This is a genomic window from Tolypothrix sp. PCC 7601 (assembly GCF_025677855.1).
In the GTDB taxonomy this organism is placed as follows: domain Bacteria; phylum Cyanobacteriota; class Cyanobacteriia; order Cyanobacteriales; family Nostocaceae; genus Aulosira; species Aulosira diplosiphon.
In genome coordinates this window covers 6,542,969-6,567,771 of the sequence record NZ_CP064879.1, presented here as the reverse complement: position 1 = coordinate 6,567,771, position 24,803 = coordinate 6,542,969, and the positions used below count along the sequence as shown (strand labels likewise).

General features: G+C 39.2%; 9 protein-coding genes. 7 read left to right on the top strand and 2 right to left on the bottom strand.

Features of this window, described 5'->3' with window-relative positions; all coding sequences use genetic code 11:
- The first annotated feature begins 122 nt into the window (after positions 1–122).
- From HG267_RS26450 to HG267_RS26440, 3 genes are all read left to right on the top strand, one after another.
- Positions 123–2,732, top strand: coding sequence for a TonB-dependent receptor (locus HG267_RS26450; RefSeq protein ID WP_045872220.1), 2,610 nt, complete (start codon positions 123–125; stop codon positions 2,730–2,732).
- A gap of 137 nt (positions 2,733–2,869) precedes the next feature.
- Positions 2,870–3,700 (top strand): iron-siderophore ABC transporter substrate-binding protein, encoded by an 831-nt coding sequence (locus HG267_RS26445; RefSeq protein ID WP_263419978.1) that lies wholly within the window; start codon positions 2,870–2,872, stop codon positions 3,698–3,700.
- Positions 3,701–4,021: 321 nt separating this feature from the next.
- The gene (locus HG267_RS26440) at positions 4,022–5,812 is read left to right on the top strand and encodes an ABC transporter ATP-binding protein (protein ID WP_045872219.1); all 1,791 of its coding nucleotides are present in this window, start codon (positions 4,022–4,024) and stop codon (positions 5,810–5,812) included.
- 70 nt (positions 5,813–5,882) lie between these two features.
- Here HG267_RS26440 and HG267_RS26435 read toward each other — a convergent pair whose 3' ends face one another.
- Together HG267_RS26435 and HG267_RS26430 are read right to left on the bottom strand one after the other, a co-directional pair.
- On the bottom strand, positions 5,883–7,178 hold the full coding sequence (locus HG267_RS26435; RefSeq protein ID WP_045872218.1) for an MFS transporter: 1,296 nt from the start codon (positions 7,176–7,178) through the stop codon (positions 5,883–5,885).
- Positions 7,179–7,668: 490 nt separating this feature from the next.
- Positions 7,669–10,596, bottom strand: a complete 2,928-nt coding sequence (locus tag HG267_RS26430) for a TonB-dependent siderophore receptor (protein ID WP_052335298.1) — start codon at positions 10,594–10,596, stop codon at positions 7,669–7,671.
- A gap of 727 nt (positions 10,597–11,323) precedes the next feature.
- Here HG267_RS26430 and HG267_RS41995 point away from each other — a divergent pair.
- The 4 genes from HG267_RS41995 (at position 11,324) to HG267_RS26405 (ending at position 24,800) form a co-directional block, all read left to right on the top strand.
- Positions 11,324–14,956 carry a condensation domain-containing protein gene (locus HG267_RS41995; RefSeq protein ID WP_045872216.1) on the top strand — a complete coding sequence of 1,211 codons (3,633 nt, stop codon included), beginning with the start codon at positions 11,324–11,326 and terminating at the stop codon, positions 14,954–14,956.
- Positions 14,957–14,971: 15 nt separating this feature from the next.
- Positions 14,972–15,985, top strand: coding sequence for a TauD/TfdA family dioxygenase (locus HG267_RS26415; RefSeq protein ID WP_045872215.1), 1,014 nt, complete (start codon positions 14,972–14,974; stop codon positions 15,983–15,985).
- 253 nt (positions 15,986–16,238) lie between these two features.
- A complete protein-coding gene (locus HG267_RS26410; RefSeq protein WP_045872214.1) occupies positions 16,239–23,999 on the top strand; it encodes a non-ribosomal peptide synthetase in 7,761 nt (2,586 codons plus the stop codon).
- 51 nt (positions 24,000–24,050) lie between these two features.
- Positions 24,051–24,800 (top strand): class I SAM-dependent DNA methyltransferase, encoded by a 750-nt coding sequence (locus HG267_RS26405; protein ID WP_045872213.1) that lies wholly within the window; start codon positions 24,051–24,053, stop codon positions 24,798–24,800.
- The last annotated feature ends 3 nt before the right edge of the window (positions 24,801–24,803 follow it).

The window sequence follows — 24,803 nt, the reverse complement described above, 5'->3', positions numbered from 1 at the left end:
CTCACACCCTGAGAAAATACTAAGCTCAGTACAGATCCTAGTTGACAGATTTTCTCTATAAATTGACCGTTGCTCACTCAAAGCAGAGGTCTCAAGGACAATAAAAGGTGTGGGAGTCATCAATGAAGCTGCAAAAATTACTACATATATTGTTTGTTTCTGGTTCGGTTTGGGTAGTAATGGTGAATAGTGCGATTCCTGCGGAACGCTTTGCGATCGCACAACCAGATTCGCAACAGCAACCCAAAAACATCGAGCGCAATACCAGCAATAATCTCAAAACCGGATATATCGCCTCTTCTTTAGCGCAAGCACCCACACCAGAAGTTATCGCCATTACAGGAGTAAAAGCCAATCCCACCGATAAAGGTGTGGAGGTAATTTTAGAGACAACCCAAGGGGAACAACTGCAAGTCACCAATCGCAGTACAGGTAATAACTTTATTACCGATATCACTGGCGGACAGTTGCGGCTACCTAACGGTGACGCTTTCACATTCCGTTCCGAAAAACCACTTGCGGGAATTACTGAGATAACAGTTACGAATATTGATGCTAATACTGTGCGGGTAACTGTAGTAGGTGAAAAAACTTTACCCACAGTGGAATTATTTGATGATAATGCAGGGTTAATTTTTGCCGTAGCATCTACAACAACAGCGACTCAACCACCACAAACGCCACCCGTTGAGGAACAACCAGAACAGCCAGCAGCACAGCAAGATGAGCCGATTGAGTTGGTGGTGACAGGAGAACAAGATGGATATCGTGTACCGAATACCTCAACTGGGACAAGAACCGATACACCTTTAAGAGATATTCCCCAATCAATTCAAGTAGTACCGCAACAGGTATTGCGCGACCAGCAAATAACTCGTTTAGATGATGCTTTGAGAAATATTCCTGGTGTGACTCAGGATTTTGGCCCTGGTCAGTCTATCTTTTACAGGATTCGGGGATTTGAAAACACAGGTAATAACTTCCTCAGAAATGGACTACCCGATCCCGGTGCTGGAGAATTAGTTGAACTTGCTAGTGTAGAACAAGTCGAAGTTCTCAAAGGGCCAGGATCAGTGCTATTTGGTTTAGGTAATCCTGGGGGAAGTATCAATTTAGTCACTAAGCGTCCCTTGAATGAACCTTTTTATGGTGTTGATGCAACTTTTGGTAGTGATAGCTACTACCGGGGTGCGATTGATTTATCTGGGCCATTGAATGACTCGAAAACAGTCTTGTATCGTCTGAATACAGCCTACAGAAACTCAGGTAGTTTTGTCGATTCCTATACAAGTGAAAACTTCAATATTTCACCCGTGATTAGTGTCGCAATTAGCAAAAATACTAACTTAACCATAGAAGGGGATTACATTAATGCAAAAGATTTTTTCCGATTACCTGGTGTACCAACAATAGGGACGATATTTCCTAACCCTAACGGCAAAATACCCCGTAATCGTAACTTGGCTGAACCTTCCGATATCATTGAACAGACAGTTACAAGAATAGGCTATCAACTAGAACACAAATTTAATGACAGTTGGTCATTACGCAATGCTTTTGTGTATAACTATCGTGATTATTACGATAGAATACACCTTCCCTCTGGCTTAGATGCAGATAATCGCACTCTAAATCGTTTTTACCGAGAATTTGACTTTGCAAGTACAGCTTATACTTTCACTACAAATACTGTTGGCAAGTTTTCTACTGGTGCAATTGAACATCAACTATTATTTGGAGTTGATGTGCATCGTTTTGAAAACAGAACACCAAAATTTAGAGGTGCAGCAGGTGCGCCAATTGATATTTTTAATCCTGTTTACGGTCAGCCACGCCCTCAGCTTGGGGATGAATTTAGCGATGCAACTACCACCAACTCATTAGGAATTTATTTACAAGATCAGATTGCTCTGACAAATAATTTAAAGGTGCTATTAGGTATACGGTTTGATACTTTTGATCAGAAGGCAGAAGATTTTACTTTTCAATTAGCAAGTAGTAAGTCAGATAGTGCATTTAGCCCTCGTTTGGGAATTGTCTATCAACCCATACCAGCGATTTCACTTTATGCTAGTTACGTTAGTTCATTTGCTCCCGCCAACGGATTAATTTCACCTGGTGATGCTTTGAGTAATTCCTTTGAACCGGAAAGAGGGAGACAGTATGAGGCTGGGGTAAAGGCAGATTTTAGCGATCGCCTTTCGGCAACATTAGCATTCTATGACCTAACTCGGAGTAATGTTTTAACAGCAGACCCCAATAATCCAGGTTTTCAAATCCAAACTGGTGAACAAAATAGCCAAGGTATGGAACTGAGTCTGACAGGGGAAATTTTGCCAGGATGGAATATTATTGCAGGCTATGCTTATACTGATGCACGGATTACTGAAGATAATACTTTTCAGCCAGGAAACCAATTGCCAAATACGCCATATCATTCTTTCAATTTATGGACAACCTATCAAATTCAACAAGGTAATTTACAAGGTTTAGGCTTTGGTTTAGGCTTGTTTTTTGTAGGCGATCGCGCTGGAGATTTAGCCAATACTTACGATGTTCCTAGCTATCTTCGCACTGATGCAGCAATTTACTATAACCGAGATAAATTTAGAGTTGCACTTAATTTTAAAAATCTATTTGACGTAGAATATTTTGAATATGCAGTGAATTCTACTCGCGTTAACTACGGGCAGCCTTTGACGATTCAAGGAACAGTTTCCTGGCAATTTTAATAATTAAATCAATCATGCGATATTTTTTGGGTTGGTTAATATTAGGCATCTTGGGATTTACTCTGCTTACAGCTTGCAATCATCATACATTTCAAAATATATCCTCTTTACCTAAACAACCAACAGCAGAATGTCGCATGGTTAAACATACAATGGGGGAAACTTGTGTACCTATTAACCCCCAGCGTGTGGTTACTTTATCTTTATCTACTTTAGGTAATACACTAGCACTTGGTGTTAAACCCATTGGTGCAACTAACGAAGTCCAGATAGACAACAACTCTTTGACATACCTTCAGAAAAAAACAGATGGAATAAAACTCCTGGGAATTTCTCGACCCAATTTAGAAGCAACATTATTACTCAAACCTGATGTAATTATTGGTTTGGATTGGTTCAAGCCAATTTATCCTTTATTATCCCAAATTGCTCCTACAGTGTTGGATAAAAGTGATTATGCAAACTGGCAAAAACATCTGAGTTTTGTCGCTGAAGTATTAGGCAAACAAAAAACTGAAAAAGCACTTTGGCAACACTATCATCAGCGCATGGAACAGCTACAACAAGCATTAGGAGATCGCTATCAAAACAAAAAAATATCTTTTATATATATCGGACGCAACCAAATAAACATTGATGCCAAAAACTCTTATGCTGGCTCAATTATTAGCGATGCTCATTTACAACGTCCAGCCTCACAAAATGTTGATGCTCCCTATGGAGCTTTCCCTATTTCCCTAGAGGAATTAAAAAAAGCAGATGGTGATATTTTATTCGTGACAACTTTTTCTAAAAGTGGCAATGAATTTTTGAAAAATAAACAACAAGAGCCACTTTGGAAAAATCTTAAAGCTGTGCGAGATAATCAGGTTTATTATGTTGATTTTATGTCATGGGCTGCATCAAATATGTTAGGAACTGATGCAGTTATTGATGACTTATTTAAATACCTAATTCACACACCTTAAATCAGGCTTAAACATACTTAGGACTTACGCAAAAGTCACGGAATTACCTCATTACGAGCGTAGGGACATAATCGCCTAAAATTATGGGATTGCTTTCTTACACTACGTTCCGGTCGCAATGACAAATTTTGCTTGCGTAAGCCCTAACACTATTGTATATATATTGACATAATTAATGATAAATTACGTTTTTGGGATAGAATTTTGCCGTTTTCGGCTAGAGTTCACATATCAAAAAATAGTACACTTGATATATTTTGATGAAACTGCAATGGCAATTGCTAACTAGAAAATATCAAGTCATAAATTTGACATCTGACAATGACAGCAACAGTTCTTCCCAGACTAAATAAACCCTCCCCACTCCAACGCTTACTTAACTATGGACAAAAATATCGCGGACAAATTTATCAAGCTTCTACCTATTCTGTAATTAATACTATTTTAGATATAGCACCACCTTGGTTAGTTGGGATTGCGGTAGATATATTAGTCCAACAACAAGATTCTGTGATCGCTAAATTTGGTATTAAAGAAGTCGTATGGCAATTTGCTCTACTTTCATTAATTACCATTATTATTTGGGTCTTTGAATCACTTTCTCAATATGCCTATGACAGACTTTGGCGTAATGTTGCTCAAAATATCCAGCATAATTTACGCTTAGATGCCTACAATCATTTACAACAATTAGAATCAGCTTATTTTGAAGACAGTAGTACAGGCGGTTTGATGTCGATTCTCAGCGATGATATCAACCAACTCGAAGACTTTTTAAATGGTGGAGCAAATGAAATTATTCAAGTAACAACTTCATTAATAATTTTAATTGCTGGTGCATTTTTCATTTTACCACTCAACATCACTTTGACAGCAATGTTACCTATGCCTTTTATTCTTTGGGGTTCATTTATCTATCAAAAACGTCTCGAACCTCGTTATGCTGATGTTAGAGAAAAAGTTGGTTTTCTCAACTCAAGGCTGGCTAATAATATTAGTGGAATTACCACAATTAAAAGTTTCACAGCAGAAAATTATGAAAATGCCAGACTAGCGGAAGAAAGTGAAGCCTATAGAAAAAGTAATACCAAAGCAATTAAACTTTCTGCGGCCTTTGTTCCCTTAATTAGAATGTTGGTTTTAGCTGGGTTTACTGCTTTATTATTCCTAGGAGGTATGGCTGCATATTCAGGAAAAATATCTATAGGTAATTATAGTGTTTTATTGGTTCTTGTACAAAGATTATTATGGCCATTAGTCTTTTTAGGAGAAACTTTTGATCACTATCAACGGGCGATGGCTTCTACTAGGCGCGTTATGGATTTATTAGATACTCCCATTGAAATTACTACGGGAGATTTGCCTTTAATTGTTGAAAATGTGCGGGGTGAAGTAGATTTTAAAAAAATTACTTTTGCTTATCGAAATAGAGATGCAATAATTAAGGATTTATCCTTACATATCCCTGCGGGAAAAACTATTGCTGTTGTTGGTTCTACAGGTTCAGGTAAAAGCACTTTAGTGAAATTATTATTGCGTTTTTATGATGTTTCGAGTGGTGCAATTACGATTGACGGCATTGATATTCAAAAGTTGAATTTATTCGATTTGCGTCGCAGCATTGGCTTAGTTAGTCAAGATGTGTTCTTATTTCATGGTACAGTGGCAGAAAATATTGCCTACGGTACGTTTGATGCAACAGAAGAAGCCATTATTCATGCGGCAAAAGTAGCTGAAGCTCAAGATTTTATTATACGGCTTCCCCAAGGTTATGAAACCATTGTTGGGGAACGAGGTCAAAAGTTATCAGGAGGACAACGCCAACGTATTGCTATAGCTAGAGCAGTTTTGAAAAATCCGCCAATTTTGATTTTAGATGAGGCAACATCTGCGGTAGATAATGAAACGGAAGCAGCAATTCAGCGTTCTTTAGAAAAGATTACAGTCAATCGGACAACGATCGCGATCGCGCACCGACTTTCGACAATTCGTCACAGTCATTGCATATATGTGATGGAGCATGGTCAAATTGTCGAGCAGGGTACACATAAAGAATTAATCGCCCTTGATGGAGTTTATGCGAGCCTGTGGCGTGTACAGTCTGGGATTTAGATGGTTTTGCATTTGCTGCTGCGGCTTTCGGTAAAGCAACCCTTATGAGTAATTCAGAACGAATCAACCATTAAGTAACATCTTCATAATCAGGTAAGATTGTCTCTATTTCACGTATTCTACGAATTACATAGCCGCTTATACCTACTAGCAACAAGCCTAGTGACGATATGACATACATGAGTGCCATACCTGCACCCTTTTCGGTGCCAAATATACTGCCAAACAAGGGTGCAAAACTACCTCCCGGCATCATCGCAGGCTCAAAAATTCGATCTGCAACTGTTCCTCCAGCTAAGTTAGCGATCGCGGAAGTGAGCAACAGTATCATTGATTGGGTAGCAAAAACACGTCCTTGCAATTGCGGTTGTACTTTAGCTAGCCAGATAGCATCAACGTAGCTACCAAGCAATGGATAATTAAAGGATGAGCATAACTGAGCCGGAATCCAAATTACAGGTGTACGACCTAAACCAAGTATAATTTTGCCTAATGCAGTGCCGATCATACCGAATAGTACGCCTTTAATTAGACTTTTGCTGCCACCCCAGATATTAATTAGCAAAACACCTAATACACCTCCAACTCCCACTGCGGCATATAAGCTACCTAAAATACTAGCGTCATTACCAGAGCGTTCTAGAATCATTGGTTTATAAACAGAATCACCAACATCGTAAATAAACCAAAATATTGCCGTCAATATTAGTAAAGTCAGCAAACTAGGATGCTTGATGATGTATTTAAAACCAAAACTCATATCCTCAATAATATGTGTAGACTTTTTTTGATTGAATTGTGCGATCGCAAGTTGGGGAATATGTACGCCTAAGACTGTAGCGATCGCAAATAAGAAAGATATGATATCAATGCTTAAAATCCCCACAAGTCCAATAATTTCATAAAGAACACCAGCTAAAGCCGGAGCAATTATGATTGCACCATTACTTGCCAAAAAACTTAAGCTACTAGCCCTGCTATATTGCTGTTTGGGTACTATTGTAGATATTGATGCTGAGTAGGCAAGTTCTTGAAATTGTTCAAAAGTGCGTTTCACAGCAAAAGTTATATACAAATGCCATAATTGCAGATGATCTGTTACATAAAGTAATAAAACAGTAATTGTCACTATACCGCCTACGGTATCCCCAACTATCATCAGCAACTTGCGATTGATTCTATCGACAAGTACACCAGCAATAGGGGTAATCAAAATTTGTGGTATTTGTGCAAAGACTTGAAATAAGGCTAATGCTGTTGCTTGATGTGTTAGTTCCCAAACCCATATAGCAAAAGCAAAGGCAGTCATACTACTGCCAATTAAAGAAACCATCTGACCAAGCCAGATGATAAGATAATTTTGCATAGCATTATAGCGATTTTATGTTGTCTGATAGACCAAGAGGCTAACTTTAAGAAGTAAAAAGTAAAAAGTAAAAAGTAAAAAGATAATCCTCATAAATAAAGCTTTGTAAGAGAGGGGATTTAATAAGGAAATATTATTTTATTCCATAAATGAATTTAGGGGCTTGTGACCATGATTATTTTTCTTTCTTTTACCTTTTCACTCCTGCGGAGTTCGCCAGTTGCTTGATGCCGGGGAACCCGTCCACCGGACTGGCTCACTTTTTACTTTTGCCTTGTTCGGTCAAGTCACTTCGCTCCAATTCAAAATTCAAAATAATTTTTATTATTCATTTTGAATGCGCGAATTTTGCATTTTGAATTCAAAAAATGTCAAAACGACAAAAGCTATTGATAGTCCTCATGTTCAACCCATATAATGATGTAGGATAAAGGCTATATATCGTAATTTACGCGATTTCATTCGAGATGCCTCTTTGTTAATCGAGAATTTAAAACTTGATAGAGAATGTGCCCACAACTGTAAATGGTGCGCCTGGAGAAAGTAAAAAGCCAGCCGAATCATAGTAACGAGTATCAAATAAGTTTTTGAAGTTGAGACCTATTTGATAATTGTCGCGCCGATAGAAAATAGCAGCATCAGTTCTCACAAAGGAAGGAATTGTAATCGAATTTGGTAAAGTCGCTTCGCGATCGCCCACAAAAAATAATCCTCCACCAAAACCTAAACCCTTCAAATTACCATTTTGAATTTGGTAGGTTGTCCACAAACTAGCACTATTCCTCGGCGCATTTACTAATCGGTCACCCACTGTTAAGCTATTATCCGCAGTTACATAAGCATCGTTATGAGAATAAGAAGCGATGACATTCCAACCAGGTAAAATCTCTCCAGCTATATCGATTTCAAAACCACGGCTTTTGACTTCTCCAGCTGCAATTGTAAAGTCTGGATTGTCCACGTCTGTTGTAGAGACATTATTCTTTGTAATCTCATAAGCTGCTAAGGTTGCTGTCAGCTTACCATTGAAAAACTCACCTTTCACTCCCACTTCGTATTGTGTAGCAGTTTCCGGTTCTAATGGTCGGCCACCAACAGCTATAGCAAATTCATTTGGTTTGAAAGCGCGGGTGTAACTAGCATAAAGAGAGAGATTTTCAGTAGGTTGATACACTAAGCCGATGCGTGGAGAAAATTTCTCATAATAACGCTCTGTAGTTTCAGTCTCTGCACCATTAATCAGATCGGGATTGAACTCATCTTTGAAATTAACAAAATCCAGTCTGCCACCAAGTAACATTTTGAAATTAGGTAGCAAGGCTATTTGGTCTTGGAAGTAAAGACCTACCCTATATGTATTAGTTCTATCTTGAAAGCCTTCGTCAAAAGTAGTAGGAATTGCCGCGCCATATACTGGATTTAAAATATCCAGTGATGGCACATCATTAGAGATTAAAAATGGATAGCCAAACTCACTTCTACCTAACTCAAAACCCAACAGCACTTCATGTCCAATTGAGCCGGTCTTAAATTTTCCGATTAAATCATTTTGCCAGGAATACTCTCTAGAGTAATCTCCTACTTTGTTATATCTCCTAGCAACAGTCCGACCATCTTCCGCAAAGGGATTTTCAAAATCAAGTGGCTGAAAGTTAGAACGCGATGTGTCAACTGTTTGTACAGAAACCGCAGTGCGAAATCGCCAATTTTCACTAAATCGATGATCTAAAGCCACATTTATGCGATTGGCAAACAGTTCATAATTATCAGTTGGTTCGCCAAAGTTAAAATTAATTGGTAAATCAAAGGATCTGGCGATCGGTGGTAAGCCTCTATCATAGGATTGGTTGAGATTAACATATTCATATTGCAAATCGAAAGTTGTGCGATCGCTTAATTTCACTCTTAAGCTGGGAGCAAAGGTATAAAGCTCTTTATCCGCAAAATCTCGGAAGCCACCAGAGTTTTCGTAAGCAGCCACAAAGCGATACAAAATATTTTTATCTGGGGTGAGTGGCCCAGAAATATCTATTTCTGGTCGATAGTAACTATAGCTACCCGCAGAAAATGTTGCTGAGTAATAAGGTTCTTCCAGTGGCTGTTTAGTAATGTAATTAACAATACCTCCAGGCTCTAGTTGTCCATATAGTACCGAAGCAGGGCCTTTGAGAACTTCTATCCTGTCTAAAGTGGCAGTATCAGTAAATCCTGTGAAATTATCTTGTCTAAAACCATTTCTCAGGTTGGCATTTGTATCAAATCCGCGAATGGTATAGGTATCAGTGCCAGCGTAATCTGTTTTGACTGTCACACCACTAACGTTACGCAAAACATCCGCAGCCCGTTGTACTTTTTGGTCTTCAATTACCTGTCGCGGAATTACCTGAATTGCTTGGGGAATCTCTATTAGAGGTGTATCTGTTTTAGTTGCAGTGCTGGCATCAGGGGCGTTATATCCTGAATCTTGTTCCCCTGTAACCACCAATTCAATGGGATCGTCACTTTGGGCTGTCGGTGCTTGGGGTTCGCTTGGGCTAGGAGGTTCTTGAGATGGTTGTTGTGTAACTGATGCTGTTGAGGCTATACCAAAAATCAAACCGCGATCGCTATCAAATAATTCCACTTTCGGAATCGTATCAACTCCTACTACCGCCACTCTGATAGTGTTGCTATCAACGTTAGTGACTGTCACTTCACTGACTCCCGCAATCGGTTTTTCTTGGCGAAATCTGTTGTCTGTAGAGAGGCGCAGTTGAGCTGCGGTAACATCAGCAATATATGTATTGCCTTCAGGTTTAGGCGCTACTTGCAATTTTTCCCCATCTGGCGTTGCCAAGATGATTTCTAAACCGTTATTGGTGGAATTGAGTTGAACTCCTGTGACTTCTGCCACAGTGGGAGATGCTGAGGGAGTGGGTGTTGGTTGCGGTGTTTGGGCAGTAGATGCAACTGGTGTGACAGCAAAAATCAAACCCTCGTCACCATCAAATAATTCTGCGTTAGGTAAACCAGCTGCACCGACTACCGTGACTCTCAATGTATTGCTATCAGCTTGAGTAACGCTAACAGAGACAATCCCTGGTGCAGGATTATTTTGAGTAAAGTTTCCACCTGTAGGTAGTGCTAGAACTGCATTAGGGATATCTGCTATAAAGCTATTACCTTGATTATTGCTAACTGGTTTGAGTGCTTCTATATTGGCACTTTCTAAAATTACTTCGATACCTTTATCTGTAGAAGTGACTTTAACGCCTGTAACTTTAGTAGCTAAATTATTGTTGTTTTGTACCAGTAGTTGAACGGCACTGTTAGATAGGTTTGCTGTCTGTGTTCCTGCATGAGCTGGTTGTACCAAGCTGCTAATTACCGCTAATGCTAATCCAACCGAATGTATCTCACTTATGAACCCAGACTTCATTATTGTTGCTCCTTGGACTGAACTTGTAATTAATAGCCTTTTAAGTAAATGCTCTAGTGGCATCTTGATACTCATTTTCACAGCCGATGCAAAACCTCGCGTCTCAAATCAAGGACGCGATATTTTTTCAATAAGATTTGGCGCTATATCTAAAATTACTAAAAACTACCTGCCAATAATTTGCATTTAGCTTCAGTACTATTAGGAGACATTATCATAAAGGTTCTGCGTGGGCAAGCATTTGTCAAAACTTCTGATTTGCGAAATTTTCCTAGTGAGTAGCGATCGCGCCTGAGTTCTCAGTTATTTAAGGCAATCACATCATCACCTGTAAGTCATGGTTGCTTAACGCACATGTAGTCATCTATCTTTAGACAGATGATTTTGAAAAATTAGCACTTAAATAAATACTGAGAAGAGTTATTAATTAATATCTGCTTGCTATCTTGTCCATGTTCCTTTATTCTGTTGAGAGTAGTTGCAAATAATTAGCAATAATGTTTTAATCACAAACAAGACTCTAAGCAGATAAGCTGCTTTTAAGTTGCACAATCCATCGTGAGGGCTGTTGACGGTCAACCGTTGACAGTTAACAGCCTTGATTAATATTTATGCAATTTAGACGCGCATTAGCTTAGTCAGTTCTTTACCGCCCTCATATTTGTGGAATAGGTCACTAGGGCTGGATATTACCGAATTATTGGTGCATCAAAGCTGTGAAAGTGTAATGACTCAATATGTCCAAGATTTAGAAGCAATGGTCTGTAATTTTTCTACGTTAGTAGAACTGCTGCGTTATCGGTCTGTTGAGCAAGCAGATACGACAGCATTTACCTTTTTGCACGATGGAGAAGCACAAGCAGTTAGTCTAACTTATCAACAGTTAGATTCTCATAGTCGAGCGATCGCATCTCAACTGCAAACCCTTGGTTTAAGTGGAGAGCGTGCTTTACTACTTTATCCACCAGGAATAGATTACTTACCAGCTTTCTTTGGATGTCTGTATGCTGGAGTAGTAGCAGTCCCAGCTTATCCGCCACGCAATCAGCGCAATACTCCCAGAATCTTGGCAATTATCAAAGATGCACAACCAGCAGTTATCCTGACAACAACAGCAATTCTGGCTCAGTTGCAGTCTTTGCTTGCTGATAAATTTGCTATAGATCATATTCACTGGCTGACTACCGACAATCTCACACCAGGGTTAGAAGCAACTTGGCAACAGCCGCCTATTAATATAGATACTCTGGCATTTTTACAATACACTTCTGGCTCTACTGGCATACCCAAAGGTGTGATGCTGACTCATGGGAACCTGCTACACAATGCAGAGGTGACACGCCAGTATATGGAACATACCTCTAGTAGTATGTTTGTGACTTGGCTGCCTGTCTACCATGATATGGGATTGATTGGCGGCGTACTGCAACCTCTATATGGTGGTTTTCCTTGTCTGATGATGCCATCAGCTGCTTTTCTCCAACGTCCTTATCGGTGGTTACAGGCCATTTCTCATTATCGAGGAACTACAAGCGGCGCACCTAATTTTGCTTACGAACTTTGTATTGAAAAAATTACCCCCGAACAACGCGCTACCCTAGATTTAAGCAGTTGGAATGTGGCTTTTAATGGTGCAGAACCCATTCGTCATGAGACTTTAGAAAGGTTCGCAGCCACTTTTGCTGAATGTGGGTTCCGTGCAGAAGCTTTTTATCCTTGTTATGGTATGGCAGAGGCCACTTTGATGGTATCTGGTAGCATCAAATCTGCGTTAGTAAATAGCCTATCTCTGCAAAGAAGCGCTTTAGAGCGCAATGAAATTGTTAATGCAATTGAAAACACAGGTAACTCAATTACATTAGTCAGTTGTGGTCGAGTTGTACCACAACAGGAAATTGTTATTGCTAACCCAGAAACCTTAACTCGTTGTAATGCTGATGAAGTCGGAGAAATTTGGGTATCTGGCCCTAGTGTTGGTTTTGGTTATTGGAAGCGTTTAGAAGAAACTGAGCAAACTTTCCACGCCTATTTGCAAGATACCAAAGAGGGGCCATTCTTGCGGACTGGAGACTTAGGTTTTCTGCACAATGGCGAAGTTTACATTACTGGACGAGCTAAAGATTTAATTATCATCAGAGGACGCAACCTTTACCCCCAAGATATAGAATTGACCGCAGAACGTAGTCATTCTTCATTGCGTCTGGGTAGTAATGCTGCTTTTGCAGTAGACATAGACAATGAAAAACTCCATCCACAAGGGGATGGAGTTTTTGGGCATGGGGAATCGGGCATGGGGCATGGGAAAGAACATACCAATGCCCAATGCCCAATGCCCCAAGCGGCGGGGCGGCTATCCCTCTCCACCCACGGATCGAAGTTTCCCGCCGCTTTCAATGAAGAACGCTTGGTATTAGTGCAAGAGTTGGAGTTTCGCGCCAAACCAAATCTAGAGGAAGTGACTACTGCGATTCGTCAGGCAGTAGCTCAAGAACATGAGGTACAAGTTTATGCAGTAGTTTTAATTAAAGGTGGTACTATTCCCAAAACCTCCAGTGGTAAAATTCAACGCCGCGCTTGTAAGGCAGAGTTTTTGGCTGATGGTTTGCAAGTAGTAAATCAGAGTATTCTTGATAGTGGGGAAGATTTAGAAACAATAAACTCGGCACAAGATCAGAGTTCTCTAACCTCATACTTGCAAAAATTGATTGGCAAAGCCTTAAAAATTCCAGTCCAAAAATTACCACCTCAACAACCTCTAACAAGTTTGGGAATTGATTCTTTGATAGCTTTTGATATCAAAAATCAAATTGAAGTAGATTTTGGGGTGAGTATATCTGTAAATGACCTTTTACAAGATGCTAGTATTGATTCCCTAATAGAACAAATTCTTGCCCAGGGGAAAGATAGCACTCTAAAACAACTAGAAATCCTGCCTATTTCCCATGAAGCGCAACTACCCTTGTGTTTGGCGCAAGAACGGTTGTGGTTTTTAGAGCAATTAGAACCAGGGAACCCATTTTACAATGTAGCGATCGCCATCCAACTCGATGGGACTCTTAACGTTGCAATCCTCCAGCAAAGTCTCAATGAAATTGTCCAGCGTCACGAAAGCTTACGCACCAGCTTTACATCTGTAGCGGGACAACCAGTGCAAATCATTCATCCTAGTTTGGAAGTGAAACTTGCGATCGCTGATTGTACTCACCTTGATGATGCCACATCTAGAGAACAGTTAATTTTAGAGTCAACTCAAAAACCCTTCGACCTATCCCAAACACCACTCCTACGCGCTCAACTGTTGTGTCTCACAGACAATCAACATTTGCTGGTGTTGACCATGCATCATATTATTTCTGATGGTTGGTCAGTTGGGGTTCTCATCCAAGAACTAGCAACAGTTTATCAAGCCTTAAAAGAAAGCAAACCTTCTCCCCTCCCTGAACTACCAATTCAATATGCTGATTTTGCTTACTGGCAAAAACAATGGCTGCAACAAGAGGTTTTAAAAACCCATCTTGATTATTGGAAGCAACAACTTAACAACACCACACCTTTATTACAACTACCCACAGATAGACCCCGGCCTTCTGTTCAAACCTTCAGAGGTAAAAAGCACAATCTGACATTACCTCAAAATCTGAGTGCAGCAGTGAAAGATTTGAGCCATAAAGAAGGTGTAACCGTCTTTATGATACTCCTAGCAACTTTCCAGACATTACTCTATTCTTTGTCCAATCAAGAAGACATCATTGTCGGTTCTCCTGTTGCTGGGCGTAACCATCCCAAAACACAAGGATTAATTGGCTTCTTTATCAATACTTTGGTACTGCGTACTAATCTGAGTGGTAATCCTACTTTTAGAGAGTTATTAGGGCGAGTCAAAAAAGTAGCTATAGAAGGCTATGCCCATCAAGACGTACCTTTTGAAAAGCTGGTAGAAGAGTTACAGCCAAAACGTCATCTCAGCTATAATCCTTTGTTCCAGGTAATGTTTATCTTCCAAAATGTAGCAATACCATCGATTGAAATTTCTGAATTAAACTGGCAACCTCAAGAGATAGATAGCGGTACATCAAAATTTGATTTAAAACTTAGCATTTGGGAAAGTACAGCCGGATTTCAAGGTTCATTTGAGTATCCAATAGACTTGTTTAATGCCGCGACAATCAACCGCATGGCTAATCATTTTGAACTATTGCTGCAAACTATAGTTAATCAGCCAGATATTGCATTGCAAGACTTAGCAGCTATTGTTACAGCATCAGATAAACAGCAAAAACTGCTAGAAGAAAAACAATTAGAAACTATCAGTCTGCAAAAACTGAAGTTAAGCAAACGAACTGCAATTAGCAAAGGATAAAAACTTTTTACAATTATGACTATCTCTAATGCTTCAAAACCTAGCCTGAAAAGTTTAGGTATTACCAAACGTCAAGCTGTCAAGGATTTAGTACAGATTACACCCTTGATAGATGAAAATTCTCTACCATTATTGATAAAAGCTACTGTTGCAGGAGTAGATTTAGTTGCTTGGGCTGCGAACAATCAAGAATTGATTAAAAAATATTTACTCAAGCATGGTGGTATTCTATTTCGCAACTTTCAAGTTAAAGAAGTAGCAGCGTTTGAGCAGTTTATTCAAGTAGTTGCTGGGGATTTACTAGAATACCGCGATCGCTCTTCACCTCGCAGTGCTATTCAAGGTAAAATCTACACATCTACAGACCATCCAGCTAACCAAAAAATTCTGCTGCACAGCGAAAACTCCTATGCTGCTAACTGGCCTTTAAAAATCTTCTTTTACTGTGTCACACCAGCACAACAGGGCGGAGAAACACCCATCGCTGATATTCGCAAAATCTATCAGAGAATTTCTCCCCAAGTTATCGAAAAGTTTGCTCAAAAACAAGTCATGTACGTCCGCAATTTTGGCGATGGTTTTGGCTTACCTTGGCAAACTGTTTTTCAAACCACCAATCCAGAAAAAGTAGAAGAATTTTGTCACCAAAATAGTATAAAATTTGCATGGAAAGGAGAGAATAAACTCAGAACTTACTCTCGTCGTCCGGCAATAACCAGACATCCAGTTACAGGAGAGACTGTTTGGTTTAATCATGCTTTATTTTTCCACATTTCTAGTTTAGAAATAAAAATCCGTGAGTCATTATTAGCAGAATTTAGCGAAGCAGACTTACCACACAATACTTATTACGGTGATGGCTCACCAATTGAGACAGAAATATTAGATGAAATTCGCAGTGCTTACCAACAAGAGACAGTAATATTTCCTTGGTTAACAGGAGATATTTTAATGTTAGATAATATGCTCACTGCCCACGGAAGACAACCTTTTTTAGGCAACAGAAAAGTAGTTGTAGGTATGGCATAACCATACAATAGTTAATTCGCTTTGCTCCAATTCAAAATTCAAAATTCAAAATTCGCGCATTAAAGACAGCCACCCACAAGGGGTGGGGCTTGAACCCAACAAGCATTTTTCTTTCCTTCTGCCTTCTGCCCTCTGCCCTCTGCCTTTCTTCGTCAAAATTAATTTAACTAGGAAAATATCAAAGGAAGCAATTCAGGAATAATTGATTATTTTTTTGTTTCTTGTTCTCAACTTATCTGGAAGTCCATTAACCATGTTTCAAGAAATTCAGGGTTTTCAACTTTCGCCACAACAAAAATATTTATGGCAATTGCAACAATCTGATAGTCGCTTATATCAGGTGAAAGCTGCTGTTTCGATTACCGGAAACCTGAATATTGAATTACTCAGAAAAGCTGTAGAGAAAGTTGTCAGCCGTCATGAAATTCTGCGTACCTGTTATAAGTTTCTGCCAGAAATGACAATTCCTGTACAAGTAATTACTGATTCTGGTGCTAATTGGCAGCAAAACTATGATTTAAGTAATTATACAAATGAGGAGCAAGCAGCAAAAATACAAGAGTTGTTTCAGCAATTTGGTCAACAAAATTTTAATCTAGAGACTGGAGAAGTTTTACATATATCTTTGGTAACTTTATCTGCTACTAAATATATTTTATTTATCAGGTTACCTGGATTATCTGCAGATAGAGAAACACTGAAAATTTTAGTCAGAGAAATCAGCGATACCTATGCTGATAAATATGATCATCATGCAGAAATCATGCAATATGCTGACTTAGCAATGTGGCAGAATGAATTATTATCAGCAGCAGATACAGAAGCAGGTAGAGAATATTGGACTCAGCAAGATTTTTCGGCTTTGCAAGCATTACAGTTACCTATAGAAAAAGAGAATGTTGCAGAATTAGTATTTCAGCCTCAAACACATAGTTTCACCCTAGATTCTCGTCTGGTATCTCAAATAGAAACACAGCATCAATCTTCAATAGCTAATTTCTTTTTAGCTTGTTGGAATATTTTACTGTGGCGTATCACAGGACAAGATAATCTGGTTTTGGGTATGTCTACAAATGGACGGAAATATCTAGAACTAGAATCGAGTCTAGGGTTATTATCTAAATATGTGCCTTTAAAGTGCGAATTAAGAGAAAATATAACTTTATCCTCTCTATTAAATCAGCTTAATCAAGCTGTTACTGAAAATTATAATTATCAAGAGTATTTCAGTCCCGATACATTAACAGAATTAGCTGCAAATAACCAGGTTATTTTCCCTGTTTCTTTTGATTATGATGAAATTATAGAAAAGCATAATTTTGACGATGTAGTATTTTCAATTTCACAAATAGATGTATGTATTGATACCTATAAACTTAAACTAGCTTGTATTCGTCGAGAAAATTTAATTGAGCTAGAATTTACATATAATAGTAATTATTTTTTAACAGCAGATATTCAACGTTTAGCAGAACAGTTAAAAACATTAATCGAGAATGCAATTTCTCACCCTGAAGCAGCTATAAGTCGATTACAGATATTAGGCAACAGCGAAATTAATCTACTGTCTGAGCTTAACAATACCAAACTAGCTTACCCTGTTGATCGCTGCATTCATCATTTATTTGAAGAGCAAGTAGCGAAAACTCCCGATCAAATTGCGATCGCCTTTGCTGAACAACAGCTAACATACAGAGAATTAAACAACCGTGCTAACCAAATTGCTCATCGTTTGCAACAATTGGGAGTGGGTGCAGAGGTATTAGTCGGGTTGTGCGTCGAACGTTCCCTAGATTTTGTCCTTGGGATTCTTGGTATTCTCAAGGCTGGTGGTGCTTACGTACCATTAGACCCCACATATCCCCAAGAACGCTTGGCGTATATGTTGCAGAACTCGCAACCAAAGGTATTGTTGACAAAAGAGTTTTTAATTAAAGACTTACCAAACCATTCAGCCCAAGTAGTTTGTCTAGATAAAGATAGCGATTTAATTACCCAACAACCAATAGAAAATTTACATCAAACAGCTGTTGCGGCTAACTTAGCTTATGTAATTTACACCTCTGGCTCAACAGGAACACCCAAAGGAGTCAGAGTTACCCATGCTAATTTGTGCCACTATGTGCAAGCAATGCAAACAGCATTGGGTATCGTAGCAGCAGATAAATATTTACATACAGCATCCATTGCGTTCTCATCCTCTGTTAGACAGTTGATGGTTCCTCTAACTAAAGGTGCAACTATAGTAATTGCAACTTCCGAACAGCGAAAAGACCCCTTGACACTGTTTGCAGAAATTAAACAACAACAGGTGACAGTAATTGATATCGTTCCTTCTTACTGGCGAAACTGCAATCATTTACTGAGTAGTTTAAAACCAGAAGTAAGAACAAATCTTTTAGATAATAAATTACGCTTAATTGTCTCTGCCAGCGAACCTCTACTATCAGATATTTGCACACAATGGCGGTTTGGCTTGCAGCACAATGCAAGTCTGATCAATATGTTTGGTCAGACAGAGACTTGTGGTATTGTGGCAGTTAATCCGATCGCTCACAATGACCAAATAAAAATTGTCCCTCTCGGTCGTCCCATTGCCAACACCCAAATCTATATTTTGGATAAATATCTGCAACCTGTCCCAATGGGAGTGGCTGGAGAATTATATATTGGTGGCTTAGGTATTGGTCAAGGTTATCTCCATCGTCCAGACTTGACAGCAGAAAGATTTATCCCTAACCCCTTTAGTGAAGAAGGAGGAACGCGGCTTTACAAAACCGGGGACTTAGGACGTTATTTACCAGATGGTAAAGTTGAGTTTATCGGCCGTAGCGATTACCAAGTCAAAATTCGCGGTTTCCGTATTGAACTAGCAGAAATTGAAGCCGTGCTTTGTCAACATCCATCTGTGCGGGAAGCTGTAGTAGTAGCGAGGGAAGACTCCAGAGAGAAAAAATTAGTCGCTTATCTAGTATCTAACGAGCAGAGCCTTCAGGATGGCAACTTCAGTAACTGTCGCAGTTTCTTACAAGAGAGATTGCCTGATTATATGATGCCTGCTAACTTTGTGATGTTAGAGAAGCTACCACTAACACCCAACGGTAAAATCAACCGTCAAGCATTACCTGCACCAGAACAGCTAAGACTGCAAACGCACTCACAGAAAGCCCCTCGTACTCCTATAGAAGAGGTGATAGCAGGAATTTGGGCGCAAATTCTGAATGTGGGACAAGTCAATATTGATGACAACTTCTTTGAATTAGGTGGACACTCGCTGTTAGCCACGCAAATTGTCTCCCAATTGCGAGAGGCTTTTTCAGTAGATTTACCCCTGCGGAGTTTGTTTGAATATCCAACAGTCGCTGCACTAGCAGAATCTATAGAAATAGCCCTGAAAACTGGAGAAAAACTGCAACTACCACCTATTGAAAAAGCCCCACGAGATGGTGTATTACCGCTTTCTTTTGCCCAAACAAGATTATGGTTTCTAGAACAATTAGAACCAGGTAACAGCACTTATAATCTTTGTCGTACCTTAAAACTGCAAGGTGCGCTGAATGTCACAGCCCTAGAGGAAAGTCTTAACGAAATTATCCGTCGCCATGAAATTCTGCGAACCACTTTTACCAGTGTAGATGGGCAAGCAGTTCAGGTGATTAATGCGGATTTAAGTTTAAAAATACAAATATTAAATCTCCAAAATTTATCTCCACAGGCGCAGGAATTAGAAGTTCAACGGCTAGTTAAACAAGCAGCACAACAAAGCTTTGATTTGAGTACACCGCCACTGTTTAAAACCTTGCTTTTGCAATTGGCTGCACAAGAGTATCTGTTGATATTTACAATTCATCATATTATTGCCGATGGCTGGTCAGCAGGTGTAATTATCAGCGAACTCGCAGCACTTTACGAGTCATTTTGTACGGGTAAATCTTCACCTCTTGGCGAATTGTCTATCCAGTATGGAGATTTTGCTGTTTGGCAACACCAATGGTTGCAAGGCGAAATTTTTCAGCAACAGATGGACTATTGGAAACAACAATTGAGCGGTACTTTACCAGTATTAGAACTACCAACAGATAGACCAAGGTCTGCTATACAAACCTTTGCTGGTAAAAAGCAATTTTTTACTATTCCTCATCACTTAACCTCAGCCCTAAAAACTTTAAGTCAGCAGGAAGGAGTCACACTATTTATGACTCTGCTGGCTGCATTTCAGACATTGCTTTATCGTTACACGGGACAGGAAGATATTCTCATCGGTTCACCAATTGCCAACCGTAACCGTGCTGAGATAGAAGAGCTAATTGGCTTTTTTGTCAATACTATTGTGTTACGTACTAACTTGTTAGGTAAACTCAGTTTTCGGGAGTTGCTCAAACAAGTTAGAGAAGTTACTTTAGGTGCTTACGCTCATCAAGATTTGCCCTTTGAGCAGTTAGTAGAAGAATTGCAGCCAGAGCGCAATTTGAGCCATACACCACTGTTTCAGGTAATGTTTGCCCTGCAAAATGCCCCAATGGGAAAACTAAAGCTGCCAGATTTAAATATTCAAATAGACGAAGTAGATATAGAAAGATCCCAATTTGATTTAACTCTGTTCCTCACAGAAACTAATCAAGGTTTAACGGGGGCGTTTGAATATAACAGCGACTTATTTGACGCTGACACCATCATCAGAATGCAGGGACATTTTCAAACATTATTACAGGGGGTTGTAGCCAATCCTGAGCAGTATTTATCAAACTTACCAATCTTAACCGAGCCAGAACTACACCATTTATTAATAGAGCAAAATCACACCCAGACTAATTATCCATCTGTCTGTATTCATCAGCTATTTGAAGCCCAAGTTGAGAAAACACCTGATGCTGTTGCTGTGGTATTTGAAAATCAGCAATTAACTTATCGGGAACTAAATCAGCGAGCTAATCAACTAGCCCATTATTTGCAAAAACTGGGAGTAGAACCAGAAGTATTAGTGGGAATTTGTGTAGAACGTTCCTTAGAAATGATTGTAGGGCTGTTAGGTATTCTCAAAGCTGGCGGTGCTTACGTTCCGCTAGATCCAGCCTATCCTCAAAAGCGGTTAGGTTATATGTTGGCAAATTCCCAACTATCAGTTTTACTCACTCAAAAGCTGTTACTTGAAAATTTACCTCCCCATCATGCTCAAGTAGTTTGTTTAGATGTTGATCTGGAGAGAATTTCACAACAAAATACTAGTAATCTAACTCACAAAATCGCTCCGGAAAACTTAGCTTATGTAATTTACACTTCCGGTTCAACTGGTAAACCCAAAGGTGTACAAATTTCTCATAGTGCTGTTGTCAACTTCTTAATGGCAATGCGCCAAACACCAGAAATCACTCAACAAGATATATTACTCTCAGTCACCACATTATCTTTTGATATTGCTGCTTTAGAAATATATCTGCCCTTAATTGTAGGCGCGCAATTAGTTCTTGTTAGTCGTGAAGAAACCTCTGATGGGATTCAATTAGCAAAGCGGTTAACTTCTAGCGGTGCTACAGTCATGCAAGCTACTCCAGCAACTTGGCGGATGTTAATGGCTGCTGGTTGGAGTGGTAATCAACAATTGAAAATTCTGTGTGGTGGTGAAGCCCTTGATGCTACCCTCGCGCAACAATTACAACAACGGGGTAAAGAATTATGGAACTTATATGGCCCTACAGAAACTACTATTTGGTCAGCAGTATATCAAGTAGAAAATACCATCGCTGTGGGTCATCCTATCGCTAACACTCAATTTTATATCCTGGACGCATACAATCAACCAGTACCTATTGGTGTGGCGGGTGAGTTACATATTGGTGGTGCTGGTTTAGCCCGTGGTTATTTACATCAGCCAGAACTGACAGCGCAAAAATTTATATCTAATCCTTTCAATCCTGATTCTGCTTCTCGGTTATATAAAACTGGGGACTTGGTGCGCTATCGAAGCGATCGCACAATTGAATTTTTGGGGAGAATTGACAATCAAGTTAAATTGCGTGGCTTCCGGATTGAATTAGGGGAAATTGAATCACTTTTAAATCAACACCCATTTGTGCAAGCCAGTGTGGTGATAGTTCGAGAAGATGAACCAGGCGATAAAAGCTTGGTTGCTTATGTAGTTCTCAAACCAGAACAGACATTGACTCTTGCTAATCTTCGCGGCTTCTTAGCAGAAAAAGTACCTAATTATATGCTTCCTTCTGCTTTTGTAACTTTGGAGAAGTTGCCCCTCACACCTAATGGAAAAATAGACCGTCGGGCTTTACCTGCACCTGATACAACCAGAAATCTAGCAAGAATTTTTCTAGCACCACGTAATTTTATTGAGGAAGTTATTGCAGAAACTTGGCAGCAAGTTCTTGGTATTAAACAAGTAAGTATTAATGATAATTTCTTTGAATTAGGTGGACATTCGTTATTAGCAACTCAAGTAATTTCTCGCTTACGCAAGATTTTGGCAATAGATTTGTCGCTACGTTATTTATTTGCCTCCCCAACAATAGCTGAACTAGCCAAAACTATCCAACAAACAATAAAAGCCCAACTCGGATTGAATATTCCTCCTATCCAACCTGTATGTCGAAATACTAATTTACCACTATCATTTGCTCAAGCAAGACTATGGTTGCAAGAACAACTTTATCCGGGCAGTTTTACATACAATATATCAGCAGGTGTGCGCCTGACAGGATTTTTGAATGTAGCTGCATTAGCAAAAAGCTTAAATGAAATCGTGCGTCGTCATGAAGTATTGCGTAGTTATGTTTCTTTAGTAAATGAGCAAGCATTGCAAGCGATCGCACCGAATTTTAATGTAAACTTGCCCATCATAGACTTGTCTGATTTACCAACAGTAGAACTTTCTACTGAAGTGCAAAGATTGGCTATTGAAGAATCACAACGCACCTTTGACTTAACTCAAGCACCATTACTGCGATGTACTCTGCTGCACTTAAACGAGAATGAATATATTGCATTGTTGACAATTCATCATATTGTCTCTGATGGTTGGTCAATGGGTGTGTTAATTCAAGAGTTAACAACCCTCTATACAGCTTTTTGTACAGGAAAGACATCTCCACTACCAGAATTACCCATCCAGTATGCAGACTTTGCTGTGTGGCAACGTCAATGGTTGCAGGGAGAGGTATTACAAACCCAACTCGACTTTTGGCAGCAGGAATTAAATAATTTACCTATTTTAGAATTACCTACGGACTTTCCCAGTCCTCCGCAGCGAACTTTCCGAGGCGCAAAACAAACTCTGATATTACCTAAGAGTTTATCAAAAGGTCTGAAACAACTGAGTACCAATGCTGGGGTAACGTTGTTTATGACTTTGTTAACTGGGTTCCAAACTCTACTGCATTACTACACAAATCAGGATGATATTGTGGTGGGTACTGATGTTGCTAACCGCAATCAAGCAGAAACGGAAGCATTAATTGGATTTTTTGTCAATCAATTAGTGCTACGTACTGATATGACAGGAAATCCCAGTGTTCGGGAGTTGTTAGAGAGAGTACGCGATCGCACTTTATCAGCCTACACACACCAAGATTTACCCTTCGACAAATTAGTAGAAGTCCTCAACCCAGAACGCGATTTCAGCCGTTCACCTTTATTTCAGGTGAAATGTATTCTCCAAAATGCACCCATGCCACCCCTAGAATTACCAGGGTTAACACTCAGTGTATTAGATATTGATAAAAAAGTTGCAGAGTTTGACTTACTTTTAATTCTGACAGATACCGAGCAAGGAATAATTGCCGAGTTGAAATATAGTACAGATTTATTCAAGGCTGCGACTGTATCCCAAATGTTGCAAAATTTGGCAATAATTTTGAGTCAGATGGTGTCACAACCTGATATCAAACTGGATGAATTAAAAGTAATTCTTGTGGAAGCAGATCAGCAACAGCGTCTTTTACAGGAACAAGAATATCAAAAGAATCTGCAACAGAATTTAATAAGCATTAAACGTAGGTCTAAGTAAGCACAAAAATCACAATGTCTTGGTAGAAAAACAAATAGGAGATATTTAACAATGACTACCAAAAATCGCTATGCAGAATATGATAAATTAGCTTCTATATATGACGAACAAGGTACAGAACGGCATGATATTGTAGTAGGGCAATTAGAAAAATTAGTCTTGCAATATCTCCCCAAAGAAGCACATATTTTAGATGTTTGTTGTGGTACAGGACAAATAGCCCAAAGACTGCTACAAAAAGGCTATCGAGTCACAGGTATTGATGGCTCTGAAGAAATGCTGCACTATGCCAGAAAAAATGCGCCTAATGCAGAATTCATCCTAGAAGATGCCAGATATTTTCAATTTTTACCTACTTTTGGTGCAGTCATTTCTACAGATGTTGGTCTTAATCTAATAACTACCATTGAAGAATTACAAAGTGTTTTTCAAAATGTGTATCAGGCATTGCTAAAAAATGGTATATTCGTATTTGATTTGTATGTAGAAGAACTGTGTATAGAAGATTGGCAGACTTCTAAAAATCGAGGGGAAGCTAAAGATAACCATGCCTGGATTAGTCAGTTTGACTACAATACAGAGACAAAAATAGGTTGCGATCGCACTACAAGATTTGAATTAATCGATGGTCAATGGCAACGCTTCAACATGACTTTTAAATGGAAGCTTTATTCTGTAACAGATATTAAGTCGGCTTTAGATCAGGCAGGTTTTACAGATATTGTTTTCTCCGATATTAAAAATGATTTTGGCGTAGAATCATCAGGTCATGTTGGCTGTTTTATTGCTCGTAAAGTTTGAATA

Excerpts from the sequence above, each read along its gene's own strand:
- HG267_RS26405 (WP_045872213.1), top strand. The coding sequence starts at position 24,051 with ATGACTACCAAAAATCGCTATGCAGAATATGATAAATTAGCTTCTATA.
- HG267_RS26415 (WP_045872215.1), top strand. The coding sequence starts at position 14,972 with ATGACTATCTCTAATGCTTCAAAACCTAGCCTGAAAAGTTTAGGTATT.
- HG267_RS26440 (WP_045872219.1), top strand. The coding sequence starts at position 4,022 with ATGACAGCAACAGTTCTTCCCAGACTAAATAAACCCTCCCCACTCCAA.
- HG267_RS26430 (WP_052335298.1), bottom strand. The coding sequence starts at position 10,596 with ATGAAGTCTGGGTTCATAAGTGAGATACATTCGGTTGGATTAGCATTA.
- HG267_RS26445 (WP_263419978.1), top strand. The coding sequence starts at position 2,870 with ATGGTTAAACATACAATGGGGGAAACTTGTGTACCTATTAACCCCCAG.
- HG267_RS26435 (WP_045872218.1), bottom strand. The coding sequence starts at position 7,178 with ATGCAAAATTATCTTATCATCTGGCTTGGTCAGATGGTTTCTTTAATT.
- HG267_RS41995 (WP_045872216.1), top strand. The coding sequence starts at position 11,324 with ATGACTCAATATGTCCAAGATTTAGAAGCAATGGTCTGTAATTTTTCT.
- HG267_RS26410 (WP_045872214.1), top strand. The coding sequence starts at position 16,239 with ATGTTTCAAGAAATTCAGGGTTTTCAACTTTCGCCACAACAAAAATAT.
- HG267_RS26450 (WP_045872220.1), top strand. The coding sequence starts at position 123 with ATGAAGCTGCAAAAATTACTACATATATTGTTTGTTTCTGGTTCGGTT.